This is a genomic window from Streptomyces griseus (genome assembly GCF_900460065.1).
Lineage (GTDB): Bacteria > Actinomycetota > Actinomycetes > Streptomycetales > Streptomycetaceae > Streptomyces > Streptomyces griseus.
Genome location: NZ_UAVD01000028.1, coordinates 263492 through 277427, shown reverse-complemented (window position 1 = coordinate 277427; position 13936 = coordinate 263492). Strand labels below are relative to the sequence as shown.

The 13936-nt window shown below is 74.6% G+C and carries 7 protein-coding genes; 2 read left to right on the top strand and 5 right to left on the bottom strand.

Features of this window, described 5'->3' with window-relative positions; translation table 11 throughout:
* The first annotated feature begins 81 nt into the window (after nt 1-81).
* Nucleotides 82-336, top strand: coding sequence for a glutaredoxin domain-containing protein (locus tag DTB53_RS18990; protein ID WP_006127421.1), 255 nt, complete (start codon nt 82-84; stop codon nt 334-336).
* Nucleotides 337-415: 79 nt separating this feature from the next.
* On the opposite strand, the gene nudC is transcribed toward DTB53_RS18990, so the two are convergent.
* The 5 genes from nudC to DTB53_RS18965 all read right to left on the bottom strand — a co-directional run bounded on the left by nudC (nt 416) and on the right by DTB53_RS18965 (nt 10821).
* The gene (gene nudC, locus DTB53_RS18985) at nt 416-1372 is read right to left on the bottom strand and encodes an NAD(+) diphosphatase (protein WP_003966449.1); all 957 of its coding nucleotides are present in this window, start codon (nt 1370-1372) and stop codon (nt 416-418) included.
* Between the two features lie 107 nt (nt 1373-1479).
* Nucleotides 1480-2874, bottom strand: coding sequence for a dipeptidase (locus tag DTB53_RS18980; RefSeq protein ID WP_003966450.1), 1395 nt, complete (start codon nt 2872-2874; stop codon nt 1480-1482).
* A gap of 10 nt (nt 2875-2884) precedes the next feature.
* Nucleotides 2885-6373: an ATP-dependent helicase gene (locus tag DTB53_RS18975; protein ID WP_012379131.1), complete on the bottom strand. Its 3489-nt coding sequence runs from the start codon at nt 6371-6373 to the stop codon at nt 2885-2887.
* A gap of 135 nt (nt 6374-6508) precedes the next feature.
* The gene (locus DTB53_RS18970; protein ID WP_012379132.1) at nt 6509-10063 is read right to left on the bottom strand and encodes an ATP-dependent helicase; all 3555 of its coding nucleotides are present in this window, start codon (nt 10061-10063) and stop codon (nt 6509-6511) included.
* Nucleotides 10064-10290: 227 nt separating this feature from the next.
* Nucleotides 10291-10821, bottom strand: a complete 531-nt coding sequence (locus tag DTB53_RS18965; protein WP_003966453.1) for an MGMT family protein — start codon at nt 10819-10821, stop codon at nt 10291-10293.
* A 221-nt stretch (nt 10822-11042) separates the two neighbouring features.
* Between DTB53_RS18965 and DTB53_RS18960 the strand changes: the two genes are divergently transcribed.
* Nucleotides 11043-13871, top strand: a complete 2829-nt coding sequence (locus DTB53_RS18960) for a lysylphosphatidylglycerol synthase transmembrane domain-containing protein (RefSeq protein ID WP_042498315.1) — start codon at nt 11043-11045, stop codon at nt 13869-13871.
* Nucleotides 13872-13936: the final 65 nt, after the last annotated feature.

Here is a 13936-nt window from a genome sequence, read left to right as displayed (position 1 = left end):
GAGGGGCCGCCGACGGCGGCCGACCGCGGGTGACGCTGCCGGCCGCGCAGCGTACGGACGAGACGAAGGAGCGCCAGCGACATGGCGGGCACTGTGACGATGTACAGCACCACCTGGTGCGGCTACTGCCGTCGGCTGAAGAGTCAGATGGACCGCGAGGGCATCGCGTACAACGAGGTCAACATCGAGCACGACCCGGAGTCGGCCGCGTTCGTCGAGAAGGCGAATGGCGGAAACCAGACGGTCCCCACGCTGCTGATCGTGGCGCCCTCGGGCACCGAGTCGGTCATGACGAACCCGTCCCTCGCCCAGGTGAAGCAGGCGCTCGCCGCCTGATCCCGGCCGATGGACGACCGCCCGTCGCGCATACCACTGCCCCCGGCACCGCCGGGGGCAGTCGTGTGTCCGGGGGCGTTCAGCCGTTCCGCTTGGCGCTGCCGGGCCTCGGGAGCGGCTTGCCGTACCAGAGCTCGATCAGCCGGGCCGCGATGGAGATGCCGAACGGGGGCATGACCTCGCCGGACTCGAAGGCGGCGGTGAGGTCCTCACGGGAGAACCAGCGGGCCTCCTCGATCTCCTCGCCGTCGACGGTGATGTCGAAGGAGGTCGCCCGTGCCATGAAGCCGAGCATCAGGCTGGAGGGGAACGGCCACGGCTGGCTGGCGATGTACTCGACCTCGCCGACGGTGATCCCGGCCTCTTCGTAGACCTCGCGGGCCACGGACTGCTCGATCGACTCCCCCGGCTCGACGAACCCGGCGAGCGTGGAGAAGCGGCCCTCCGGCCAGTGCACCTGGCGGCCCAGCAGGGCCCGGTCCTGATCGTCGGTGACCAGCATGATGACCGCCGGGTCGGTACGCGGGTAGTGCTCGGCGCCGCAGGCCTGGCAGCGGCGGATGTGGCCGGCCGCCGCGATGACGGTGCGCTCGCCGCAGCGGGAGCAGAAGCGGTGCAGCCGCTGCCAGTTCTCCAGGGCGACGGCGTGCACCATCAGCCCCGCGTCCCGGGGCCCGAGGAGCAGGCCCGCCTCACGGAGTCCGGCCGGCCGGGCCGACTGGTCCATGCGGCCGGGCAGCGAGTCCTTCTGGAGCGCGAAGTAGCTGACGCCGTCCTCGTCGGTGCCGAGGAAGTACCGGTGGGTCTCGGTGACCGGGGCCTCGAAGGCCTGGGTCATGACGATCCCGGTGCCCCCGTCGGGGGTGTCGTCGATCAGCACCTGCCCGCCGGAGACGACGAAGACGCGGGTCGTCGGGTGGCTCCACGCCACGGCCAGCCACGCCTCGTCGAGGCGGTGGTGTGCCGCGCGGTCGATGCCGCTCGGCGCGGTGAGGCCGATCGGGCGGTCTGCGGTGGCGTTGTCGAAGGTGCTCACAGGTGCTTCCTACTCCCCCTGGGTGGATCGGGTGGGCACAGGTACGTGGAGGGTGTGCAGAGGATTCAGCGGAGTTCCGGTTCCGGGCGCTCAGGAGTCCCGGGCGTTCAGCGCAGTGCCGTGGCCAGCTCGCCCCACAGGTGGGCGGTGGTCTCCACGCCCTTGAGCAGCAGATCCAGCTCGACCTTCTCGTCGGGGGCGTGCCAGCCGTCGGAGGGTACGGAGATGCCGAGGAAGAGGACGGGTGCGCCGAGGACGTCCCTGAGGTCGGCGGCGGGGCCGGAGCCCCCTTCGCGGGTGAAGAGGATCTTCTTCCCGAAGGCCCGGCCCATCGCGCGGGCCACCGCCTGGAGGGCGGGGTGGTCCAGCGGTGTGAGACAGGGGCGGGTGGCGGGCTGGAAGGCGATCCGGTGGCGGATGCCCTCCGGGACGCGGGATTCCGCCCAGGCGCGGACGGCCTGCTGTACGGCGTCGGGGTCCTGGCCGTCGACCAGCCGGAAGCTGATCTTCACCAGGGCCGAGGAGGGGATGATCGTCTTGCTGCCGGCGCCCTGGTAGCCGCCGCCGATGCCGTTGACCTCGGCGGTGGGGCGGGCCCAGACGCGCTCCAGCGTGGAGTATCCGGCCTCGCCCGCCGCCGCCCCGGACTTCGCGGTGCGCAGCCAGGTGGCCTCGTCGAAGGGCAGTTCGGCGAAGAGGGCCCGCTCGGTGTCGGTGAGGTCGGTGACCCCGTCGTAGAAGCCGGGGATCGCGACCTTGCCGTCCGCGTCGTGGAGGGCGGCGACGAGGCGGGCGATCTCGGTGGCCGGGTTGGGGACGGCTCCGCCGAACGATCCGGAGTGGATGTCCTGGGCGGGGCCGTACAGCTCGATCTCGCACTCCGCGAGGCCGCGCATGCCGGTGCAGACGGTCGGGGTGTCCTCGTCCCACATCCCGGTGTCCGAGACGATCACCGCGTCGGCGGCGAGCCGGTCGGCGTGCCGCTCGGCCAGGGCGCGGAAGTTCGGCGAGCCGGACTCCTCCTCGCCCTCGATCAGCAGCTTGAGGTTGACGGCGGGGGTGGTGCGCCCCGTCGCGGCGAGGTGGGCGCGGACCCCGAGGGTGTGGAAGAACACCTGGCCCTTGTCGTCGGCCGCCCCCCGCCCGTACATCCGGCCGTCCCGGATCACCGGCTCGAACGGGTCGGTCGCCCAGCCGTCCTCGCGGGCGGCGGGCTGCACGTCGTGGTGGCCGTAGACCAGGACGGTCGGGGCGCCGGGGTCCTCGCTGGGCCACTCGGCGAAGACCGCCGGGGCGCCGGGGGTCTCCCAGATCTCGGTGACCGGGAAGCCGGTCTCCCCGAGCTTGGCGCTCAGCCACTCGGCGCTGCGCCGTACGTCCCCGTGGTGTTCCGGCTGCGCGGAGACGGACGGGATGCGCAGCCATGCGGCGAGGTCGTCGAGGAAGGCTGCGCGGTGCTGTTCGGTGTACGTACGGACGGCGCTGTCCGGGGTCTCGCTCATACTCTTGAGCCTATCCGTCCTCGGGGGTGGGCTCGTCCAGCAGGATTCGCTCCAGCTCGGCACGGCCCGGCAGGTCTCGCGGACGGACGGTCTCCCCGCTGCGGACGTAGAGGAAGGTGGCGGAGACCTCGTCGAGCGGCAGGCCGTGCAGTTCGGCCCAGGCCAGCCGGTAGACGGCGAGCTGGAGCGGGTCGGCGGTGCGGTGCCGGGTGGTCTTCCAGTCGACGATCTCGTACCGGTCGCCCGTGCGGTAGACGGCGTCGATCCGGCCCCGGATCACACGGCCCGCCAGGGTGATCTGGAACGGGGTCTCCACCCGGTACGGCGTGCGCCGGGCGTACGGGGTGCGCTCGAACGCCTCCTTCAGCTCGGCGAGGTCCCGCTCGTCCGCGATCTCCGCGTCGTTCTCGTCGCCCCCGGGCAGTTCGTCGGGGCCGAGCATGGGCAGCGGCAGTTCCTCGTACCGCGACTCCACCCAGGCGTGGAACCGGGTGCCCCGGCGGGCGGCGGGCTGGGGCGGGCGGGGCATGGGGCGGGCCAGCTCCCGGGCGAAGGCGTCGGGGTCCTCGGCCAGGCGCAGCAGCTGGGTGGCGGAGAGCGCGGCGGGCACGAGGACCTCGCGCACGGAGGCGCGGGCGCGGCGCAGCTCCCCGGCGAGGGAGTCCAGGTCGCGGTCCCAGGAGGCCAGGGTGCGGGCCTCCTCGGGGGTGAGCCGCCCGGCCGCCGGATCCTCCCGCGGGTGACGTGCGGCCGGGATGTGCGGAACGGGGTCGGTGTCCGGTTCGGCCTCCGGCGGGCCCGGGGGGCGGTCCGTGGGGAGTGCGTCCCAGTCCCAGTCCTCGTCGGCCGGCTCCTCCTTGAAGGGTTCCTCCTCGAACAGTGGCTCGTCGGCCGGTACGTCGGCGGGCGCGGGCCCGTACGAAGGCTCACCGGCGGCCATCCGCTCCAGGTGGGCCAGGACCGTGTCCCGGGCGGCGCGGCGGCGGGCGAGGGCGTCGGCGTCCAGGGGGAGCGGCCAGGCCAGGTCGGCGTCCCGTTCCGCGAGGGCCGGGTTCTCCTCGTCCTCGGCGGGCTCGTCCACCCAGGCCTCGATCTCGCCGTGACCGGCCGCGCAGTGCTCGTACAGCGCCTCCAGGAAGGCGGACGGGCCCCGCGTCCGCTTCTGGGACGGCCCCCACCAGTGGCCGGAGCCGAGGAGCAGGGAACGGGGGCGGGTGAAGGTGACGTAGCCGAGGCGCAGTTCCTCCGTGTGCTGGTGCTCCTTCATCTCCGCCTTGAACGCCTTGACGGCCTTGGCGTCGAGGCCGTCGTGCGGGTCCAGGGCGGGGAGCGTCGCCGCGTCGCCGCGCAGGGCGTGCGGGAGCACCTGGGGCTGGGCGATCCACGCCTCCCGGCCCCGGTCGCTCGGGAACTGGCCGGTGACCAGCCCGGGTGCGGCGACGACGTCCCACTCCAGGCCCTTGGACTTGTGGGCGGTGAGGACCTTGACGGTGTTCTCGCCGCCGGGCAGCGCGTTGTCGAGGCCCTTCTCGTACTGCGCGGCGGTCCGCAGGAAGCCGAGGAAGGCGAGCAGCGAGGCCTCCCCGTCCAGGGAGGCGAACCGGGCCGCGATGTCCAGGAAGTTGGCCAGCGTCTCGCGGCGGCGGGCGGCCAGTGCCTGCGGGGAGGCCGACAGCTCGACCTCCAGCCCGGTGGTGGCCAGGACCCGGTGCAGGACGTCCATCAGGGGGTCGGCCAGGGAGCGGCGCAGGTCGCGCAGTTCCCGGGCGAGGCGGGCGAAGCGGACGCGGGCCTCGGCGGAGAACGGCAGCCCGTCGTCGGCGGCGTCCGCCACGACCAGGAAGGTGTCCAGCGCGTCCGCGAGCGATATCACCTCGGCCGGGTCGGTGCCCTCGACCGCGTCCGCGAGCCGCTGGTCGGCGTCGGCGTCGTCCGCGTGGCCGGCCCGGTGCACGAGGAGGCGGGCGCGGCGGCCCAGGAGCGCGAGGTCCCGGGGGCCGATGCGCCAGCGCGGTCCGGTGAGGAGGCGGACCAGGGAGGCGTTGGCCCCCGGGTCCTGGAGGACCTCGCAGACGGCGACCAGGTCCGCCACCTCGGGCAGGTGCAGCAGCCCGGCGAGGCCGACGACCTCGACCGGGATGTCCCGGGCGACCAGGGCCGCCTGGATCTCGGGGAAGTCCCCGGCGGTGCGGCACAGGACGGCGATCTCGCCGGGCGGGGTGCCGGTGCGTACGAGGTGGGCGAGGGAGTCGGCGAGCCAGGCGATCTCCTCGGTGTGCGTGCGCAGCAGGGCGCAGCGGACCATGCCGTCCCGCTCGGCCCCCGGGGCGGGGCGCAGCGCCTCGACGCCCTCGTGCATCGCCCGCAGGGGCTCGGCGAGGCCGTTGGCGAGCTGGAGGAGCCGGCCGCCGCTGCGACGGTTCTCGCTGAGGCTGTAGCGGGTGGCGGGGGTGCCGTCGGCGTGCGGGAAGTGCTCGGGGAAGTCGTCGAGGTTGGCGACGGACGCGCCGCGCCAGCCGTAGATCGCCTGGCAGGGGTCGCCCACGGCGGTCACCGCGTGGCCGGTGGGCGCCTGGCCGGGGGGCGGGTGGCCGGTGGGCGCCTGGCCGTCCTCCCCGGGCGCCGTACCGGCTCCGAACAGTGCGGAGAGCAGCAGCCGCTGGGCCACCGACGTGTCCTGGTACTCGTCGAGGAGGACCACCCGGAACTCCTCGCGGAGGATCCTCCCGACCTCGGGCCGGGTCAGGGCCAGCTCGGCGGAGAGGGCGATCTGGTCGCCGAAGTCCAGCAGGTCCCGGCTCCGCTTGGCGGCCCGGTAGCGCTCGGTGAGGCCGAGGAGCGAGCGGCGGGCCTCGGCGGCCTCGGGGATCTTGCGCAGGTCGGCGTTGCTGAGCCTGGCGGTGGCCAGGTCCCGCAGCAGCTCGGTGTCGTACGTCTCCAGCGTCCCGGGCCGTACGAGGTGTTCGGACAGCTCCCCGTCGAGCGCGAGCAGATCGCTGACCAGGGTGGAGAAGGACCGGGTGAGCGCCGGATACGGGCCCGGGGCCTCGCGCAGCACCTTCGCCGCCAGCTGGTAGCGGGTGGCGTCGGCGAGGAGGCGGGTGGAGGGCTCCAGGCCGATGCGCAGGCCGTGCTCGGTGAGGAGGCGGCCGGCGAAGGCGTGGTACGTGGAGATGGTGGGCTCGCCCGGCGGGTTGTCCGGGTCGATGACGTCGGGGTCGGTGACCCCGGCGGCGATGAGCGCCTTGCGGACGCGCTCGGCCAGCTCGCCCGCCGCCTTGTTGGTGAAGGTGAGGCCGAGGACCTGCTCGGGCGCGACCTGACCGGTGCCCACCAGCCAGACCACGCGGGCGGCCATCACCGTGGTCTTGCCCGACCCGGCTCCGGCCACGATCACCTGCGGGGCGGGCGGCGCGGTGATGCAGGCCGTCTGCTCCGGGGTGAACGGGATCCCGAGGAGCTCCTTGAGCTGCTCGGGATCGGTGATGCGCGGGGACACCCGGACAACGGTAACCGGGACCGCCGACAGCCCGGCACGAACCGGATGCCGCGGGACGCACCGGGGCCCGGTGGACGGATGCCGCGGCGGCACCACCTGACCCGCCGCTCCACCGCCGGGGACCGGATGCGGCGGCTACTCCACCACGTGGCGCCCCTCCGGCTGTGCGCTGCACGAGGCGCGGAAGGCGCAGTGGGAGCAGTGCGTTCCGGTGGTGGGCGTGAACCGTTCGTCCAGGACCTTTCCGGCGGCGGTGGCGAGCAGGTCGGAGACCCACTCCCCCGCCAGTGGTTCCTGGGCCTGGACCTTGGGGAAGGCGTCGCCGCCCTCCTTCTTGGGCGCGGGCTGCCGGAGCTGGACCAGTTCGGCGCCGCCCGGCTCGGGCCGCCGGCCGTCGAAGACCTCGTCGACCGCGCCCTCGCGGACGGCGAGCTGGTAGACGGCGAGCTGGGGGTGGGTGGCGACCTCGTCCTTGGTGGGGGCGCCCTTGCCGGTCTTGAAGTCGACGACGTACGCCCGGCCCTCGGCGTCCTGTTCGACCCGGTCCATGGAGCCCCGGATGCGGACGGCGTACTCGCCGGCCTCCAGCGTCACATCGAAGTCGTGCTCGCTCGCGGTGGGGGTCCGGCCGCCCCGGTCCAGGACGTGCCAGTGCAGGAAGCGTTCCAGGGCGGCGCGGGCCTGGTCCTTCTCCTGTTCGGACTTCCAGGGGGCGTCGAAGGCGAGGCCGTTCCACACGGAGTCCAGGCGTTCCATGAGCACGTCCAGGTCGGCGGGGGTCCGGCTGGAGGCGACCTCGTCGGCCAGGACGTGGACGACGTTGCCGAACCCCTGGGCGGCGGTGGCCGGGGCGTCGGCCTTCACCTCGCGGCCCAGGAACCACTGGAGGGCGCAGGTGTTGGCGAGCTGGTCCAGGGCTGAGCCGGAGAGGGTGACGGGCTGGTCGCGGTCGCGCAGCGGCACCGCGGAGCGGGTCGGCTCCTCCAGGCCCCACCAGCGGTACGGGTGGGCCGCGGGCACCAGTGGCTGCCCCTCGTCGTCGGTGAGCGCGGCGAGCCGGGCGAGGCGGTGGGCGGCGGCCTCGCGCAGCGCCTCGGAGGCGGCCGGGTCGACGGTGGTGGCGCGCAGTTCGGCGACGAGCGCGGCGACGGCGAGGGGGCGGCGCGGGCGCCCGGTGACGTCGCGGGGTTCGACGCCCAGCTCGGTCAGGAAGCGGGAGGGCTGGTCGCCGTCGTCGGCGGGGGCCTTCACCGCGGTGACGACGAGGCGGTCGCGGGCGCGGGTGGCGGCGACGTAGAAAAGCCGGCGCTCCTCGGCCAGGAGGGCCCCCGGCGTGAGGGGTTCGGCCAGTCCGTCGCGGCCGATCCGGTCGGCCTCCAGGAGGGAGCCCCGGCGGCGCAGGTCGGGCCAGAGCCCTTCCTGGACGCCGGCGACGACGACGAGCCGCCACTCCAGGCCCTTGGAGCGGTGGGCGGTCATCAGGCGTACGGCGTCGGGGCGGGCGGTCCGCCGCGAGAGGGTGTCCGCGGCGATGTCCTGGGCGTCGACCTCTTCGAGGAAGTTGAGGGCCCCGCGCCCGCCGGTGCGCTCCTCGGCACGCGCGGCCGTCTCGAACAGGGCGCACACCGCGTCGAGATCGCGGTCGGCGTTGCGCCCGCCCGCACCGCCGCGCAGCGCGGCCCGCTCCAGCCTGCCGGGCCAGGGGGTGCCGTTCCACAGGGCCCACAGGGCCTCCTCGGCGGTGCCGCCGCCTTCGAGGAGCTCACGGGCCTTGCGCAGGAGCGCGCCGAGGCGCTGCGCGCCGTGGGCGTACGCCGGGTCGTGGGTGACGAGTCGTTCGGGCTCGGCGAGGGCGCGGGCCAGCAGTTCGTCGGAGGGGGCGGGGACCCGGATCCCGGCGGCGCGCTCCTCGTCGCGCAGGGCGCGGCCGAGGCGGCGCAGATCGGCGGCGTCCATGGAGCCGAGCGGCGAGGTGAGGAGGGTGAGGGCGGTCTCGGTGTCGAGCCAGGACGACGTCCGGGCCCCCGCACGCCCCGCCCCGGCGGTCTCGCCCGGGTCAGCCCCGGCGGTGTCGCCTTGGTCAGCCCCGGCGGTCTCGCCCGGATCCGCCCCGTCCGCCTCGTCCCGGCCCGCCCCGTCCGTCTCGTCCCGGTCCCCGTCGAGGAGGCCTCGCAGCGCTGCCGTCGCCACCGTCCGCAGGGCCGTCAGCAGCGGGGCGACGGCAGGTTCGTGGCGCAGCGGCAGGTCGTCGCCGTCGACCTCCAGGGGGACGCCGGCGGAGGTGAGGGCGCGGCGGACCGCGGGCAGCGAGCGGCCTCCGGCCCGGACCAGCACGGCCATCTCCTGCCATGGCACCCCGTCCTCCAGGTGGGCGCGGCGCAGGAGGTCCGCGATGTTCTCCAGCTCCGTGGAGGCGGTCGGGTAGGTGTAGGTCTCGACCCGGCCGCCGTCGCGGACGGCGGCCGGGTCGCGGTGGGCACGGACCATGTCGGCGGGCAGCCGGGTCAGCGGCATCCGGCGGGTGAGCAGCCGGGTCGCCGCGAGGAGTCCGGCCCCGGAGCGGCGGGAGGTGGTGAGGACGCCCACGGGCGCGGGGTCCCCGTCCGCCCGGCGGAAGGCGTCCGGGAAGTCGAGGATGCCGTTGACGTCGGCGCCCCGGAACGTGTAGATCGACTGGTCGGGGTCGCCGAAGGCGATCAGCGTCCGCCCGCCGCGCGCGGCCTCGCTTCGCGCACCCCCGGCGCGCGCCTCCTCGCCCCGCCCGCCGTCGCCCCGCCCGCCGTCGCCCCGCCCCTCTTCGCCGCGCCCTCGGGTGTACTCCGGCGTGCGCCCCCGGTTGCCCGCCAGCGCGTGCAGCAGGCGCACCTGGGCCGGGTCGGTGTCCTGGTACTCGTCGACGTACACCGCGTCGTAGCTCCCGGCCAGCCGCTCCGCCACCTCGGGGCGCTCGGCGAGCAGGACCGCGCGGTGCACCAGTTCGGCGTAGTCCAGGACGCCCTGGGCGTCGAGGATGTCGAGGTACTCGGCGAGGAACTGGGCCGCCGCGCTCCAGTCCGGACGGCCGGTGCGGCGGGCGAAGGCGGCCAGCGCGTCCGGGCCGAGGCCCAGTTCGCGGCTGCGGGCCAGCACGGCGCGCACCTCGTCGGCGAAGCCGCGGGTGGTCAGGCAGGACCGCAGCTCGTCCGGCCAGCGGACGTGGGCCAGGCCCGCCTTCTCCAGGTCGAGCTGGCCCGCGAGCAGCTCGCGGACGGTGACGTCCTGCTCGGGCCCGGAGAGCAGCCGCAGCGGGTCGGCGAAGAGATCGGCGTCCTGGTGGGCCCGGACCAGGGCGTAGCAGAACGAGTGGAACGTGGTCGCCTGCGGGCCCCGCGCCGCCCCGAGACGGGCGGCCATCCGGTCCCGCAGCTCGACGGCGGCCTTGCGGCTGAAGGTGAGGACGAGGACGCGGGCCGGGTCGGCGCCCCGGTTCACCCGGGCGGCGACGGACTCGACGAGGGTGGTGGTCTTGCCGGTGCCGGGTCCGGCGAGGACCAGCAGCGGGCCGCCCGGGTGGTCAACCACCGCACGCTGGCCTGCGTCCAGGAGGGGGGGATCCACGGAACCCGGCGGGGTGCGGACCAGGCGGTACGCACCCGTGGTCCGCGGCCGTGACTCACGGTGCGGACTGTGCCGGGTGGAGGAGGTGCTCACGTGGATCGCCGGTCCTGGTGGATGTACGCGGGTGTACGGGTGATGAGGGACGGGGTCGGTGCGGACGGGGAAGCGGGAAGAGGCGGAGCGTGCCGCGCGATGACGACGCTACGCCAGCGACGGCGCGGGAGGCGGCGGCTGGGCCGCGCCCCCCGTCACGCGCGCGACGGCCGGCGCGGGCTCTGCCGCGTCGAGCCGTGTCCCCCGGGGGCCGATGGCGGAAGCTGTCAGGTGTGAGCTTTCTCGCCCCGACCGCCCGCGCCGCCGTCGCCGCCCCGACCGCGCGCGCCGCGGGCGTCACCGTCCCGGCCGCCCGGGTCACCCCCCGGACCGTGGCCTTCCCGAGGCGCGGTTCCCGGCCGCCCACCGGCGCCGCCGTCCGGTCGCGCACCGCCGTCCCAGCGGGCGCGGCGCATGTCGATGCGTGGAATGTGCCCCTCCGCCTGGTGCGACGCCTCGCGCAGCGGGGTGCCCTCGGCGCGGTAGTGGTCCAGTGCCCGCAGCTCGTGGGCGGGGAGGAGCGTCCCGTCGGCGCGGACGACGCGCCACCACGGCACGGCCGATCCGTACAGCGCCATGACCCGGCCGACCTGGCGGGGTCCCCCCTCGCCCAGCCACTCCGCGATGTCGCCGTACGTCATCACCCGGCCGGGCGGGATCAGGTCGGTCACATCGAGGACGCGCTCCGCGTATTCCGGCAGTTCGGCGCCGGTCGGGGCGGTGCCGGACCCGCCCCCGTCCGTCTGGTCCTGGCTCATCCGTCCCATCCTGCCGTACGCCACCGACAGCGCGGCCGAAACGGTACCCGTCCGGACACACCGCGTGCACACAGGTGCAAAGGGGCGTATGTTGCGCATCCCGCGCCCGTGCGATGCACCCTGATGCCCTCCTCCGTCTACGGGCCGTGCCACCATCATGCGGGCGGTGACCGGTGATACCAGAACACGAAGACGAACCAGAGGCGATGAAGGAGCAGGGCGTGCAGCCACCGAAGGCGGCGGACGCCTCCGATGCCGGGGAGCGCCCGCAGGGTGATTCCGAGTCCCCCGGAGCGCCCCGTGCCGACGGCCCCACGACGTCCACCACCGGACATCTGGCCGGTTCCACGCGGGCCTCGGCCGAGGCCGCGCTGACCGACCGCGTCTCCGGCGACGAGCCGCTGCTCCCCGCCCGGGTGCACCGCCCCTCGGACCTGATGCGGCTGCTCATCGGTGTGCTCGCGATCGGGGTCCTGTTCTCGATCGCCGCGTTCGCCCAGGGCACCACCACCGGCCTGGAGGACGACATCTCCAAGGGCACCGAACAGGCGCCCGATCTGCTGATCAAGATCGCCGGTCTGGTGTCCAGCATCGCCGTGCTGCTGGTGCCGGTCGCCTTCGCCATCGAACGCCTCATCAAACGCGACGGGCTGCGCATCGCGGACGGCGTGCTCGCGGCCGTGCTCGCCCACGGGGTGACGCTCGCCACGGACCTCTGGGTCTCGCGGTCCGCTCCCGGCACCATCCAGGACGCCCTGACCCAGCCGCAGACGGCCGGCGGTCTGACCGACCCGGTGCACGGCTACCTCGCCCCGGTCATCGCGTACATGACGGCGGTCGGGATGGCCCGGCGGCCGCGCTGGCGCGTGGTGCTGTGGGTGGTGCTGCTGCTCGACGCGTTCGCGATGCTGGTCGGCGGGTACACCACCCCCTTCTCGATCATCCTCACCGTGCTGATCGGGTGGACCGTGGCGTACGGGACGCTGTACGCGGTCGGCTCGCCGAACGTCCGCCCCACCGGCCAGCACCTGATGGCCGGGCTGCGGCACGTGGGCTTCCGCCCCGTCGCGGCGATGCGCACCGAGGACGCCCCGGACAAGGACAACGCCGACCAGGGGGACCGGGGGCGGCGCTATCTGGTCACGCTGGAGGACGGCCCCCCGCTGGACGTCACCGTCGTCGACCGGGAACAGCAGGCGCAGGGGTTCTTCTACCGGGCCTGGCGGCGGCTCACGCTGCGCGGGATCACCCAGCGCCGGTCGATCCAGTCGCTGCGCCAGGCGCTGGAGCAGGAGGCGCTGCTCGCGTACGCGGCCATCGCCGCCGGGGCGAACGCGCCCAAGCTGATCGCCACCTCGGAGCTGGGCCCCGACGCGGTGATGCTCGTCTACGAGCACATCGGCGGCCGGACGCTGGACTCGATGGAGGACGAGGAGATCACCGACGAACTGGTGCGCGGCACCTGGCGTCAGGTGAAGGCCCTCCAGTCACGGCGCATCGCGCACCGCAGGCTGACCGGAGACGCGCTCCTGGTGGACCGTTCCGGCCGGGCGTTCGTGACCGATCTGCGCGGCGGCGAGATCGCCGCCGGTGATCTGGTGCTGCGGATGGACGTGGCCCAGCTGCTGACCACGCTGGGGCTGCGCGTCGGCGCCGAACGGTCGGTCGCCGGGGCGCTGGCCGTGCTGGGTCCTGACGCGGTGGCGGACTGTCTGCCGCTGCTCCAGCCGATCGCCCTGAGCCGCTCCACCCGGGCGACGCTGCGCCGGATCGCCCGCGAGCGTTCGCAGCGCGAGCGGGACGCCGTGGTGGAGGCCTCGCAGGCGGCCAAGCAGGCGAAGGCGCAGGCCGCGGCGGAGGCCGCCGACGGCGCCGTCCCGGAGCAGGGCACGGGCCTGGGAGCCGAGCGGAAGCCGGGCCCGGGGACGGGCCCCAAGGGGGAAAAGGCGGACCACAAGGCCGAGCGCAAGACGCTGCGCACCGAGAAGCAGGCCGAGAAGCGCGCCATCGACGACGCGCTGGAGGAAGCCCGCGAGGAGGATCTGCTCGCCCAGATCCGGCGTCAGGTGCTGCTGATCCGCCCGCTGGCCCCGGTCGAGCCGGTCCGCCTGGAGCGCATCAAACCCCGCACCCTGTTCAGCTTCATCGCCGGGGCCATCGCCGCGTACTTCCTGATCTCGCAGGTCACCCAGGCCGACTTCGGGACGGTCGTGGAGCAGGCGGAGTGGGGCTGGGTGGCGGCCGCCCTCGGCTTCTCGGCGCTGAGCTACGTGGCGGCGGCGATGAGCCTGCTGGGTTTCGTGCCGGAGCGGGTGCCGTTCCTGAAGACCGTGCAGGCGCAGGTGGCCGGCTCGTTCGTGAAGATCGTGGCGCCCGCGGCGGTCGGGGGCGTGGCGCTGAACACCCGCTTCCTCCAGCGGGCCGGGGTGCGCCCCGGTCTCGCGGTGGCGAGCGTCGGGGCGTCGCAGTTGTTCGGGCTGGGTGCGCACATCATGCTGCTGGCCCTGTTCGGCTATCTCACCGGTACGGAGAAGACACCGGACTCGCTGACCCCGTCCCGGACGGTGATCGCGGGTCTGCTGACGGTCGCGGTGCTGGTGCTGGTGGTGACGGCGATCCCGTTCCTGCGGAAGTTCGTGGTGACCCGGGTGCGCTCGCTGTTCGCCGGGGTCGTGCCGCGCATGCTGGACGTGGTGCAGCGGCCCCAGAAGCTGCTCACCGGCATCGGCGGCATGCTGCTGCTGACCGGCCTGTTCGTGCTCTGTCTGGACGCCTCGATCCGGGCGTTCAGCGGCCCGGACGTGCCGCAGCTGAGCTACGCGAGCATCGCGGTGGTCTTCCTCGCCGGGAACGCGCTCGGCTCGGCCGCCCCGACCCCGGGCGGCATGGGCGCGGTCGAGGGGGCCCTGACGCTGGGCCTGATCGCGGTCGGGCTGCCGAAGGAGGTCGCGGCGCCCGCAGTGCTGCTGTACCGCGTGATGACGCTGTGGCTGCCGGTACTGCCCGGGTGGATCGCCTTCAACCAGCTCACCCGCAAGGGCGAGCTGTAGCCGGGCGGGAGCCCCGCGGCGGCGGCGCGCCCCCGGCCGCCACCCGCATGGACCGTGCCCGGCCG

Coding starts and splice junctions, on each gene's coding strand:
- DTB53_RS18990 (WP_006127421.1), top strand. CDS start 82: ATGGCGGGCACTGTGACGATGTACAGCACCACCTGGTGCGGCTACTGC.
- DTB53_RS18980 (WP_003966450.1), bottom strand. CDS start 2,874: ATGAGCGAGACCCCGGACAGCGCCGTCCGTACGTACACCGAACAGCAC.
- DTB53_RS18965 (WP_003966453.1), bottom strand. CDS start 10,821: ATGAGCCAGGACCAGACGGACGGGGGCGGGTCCGGCACCGCCCCGACC.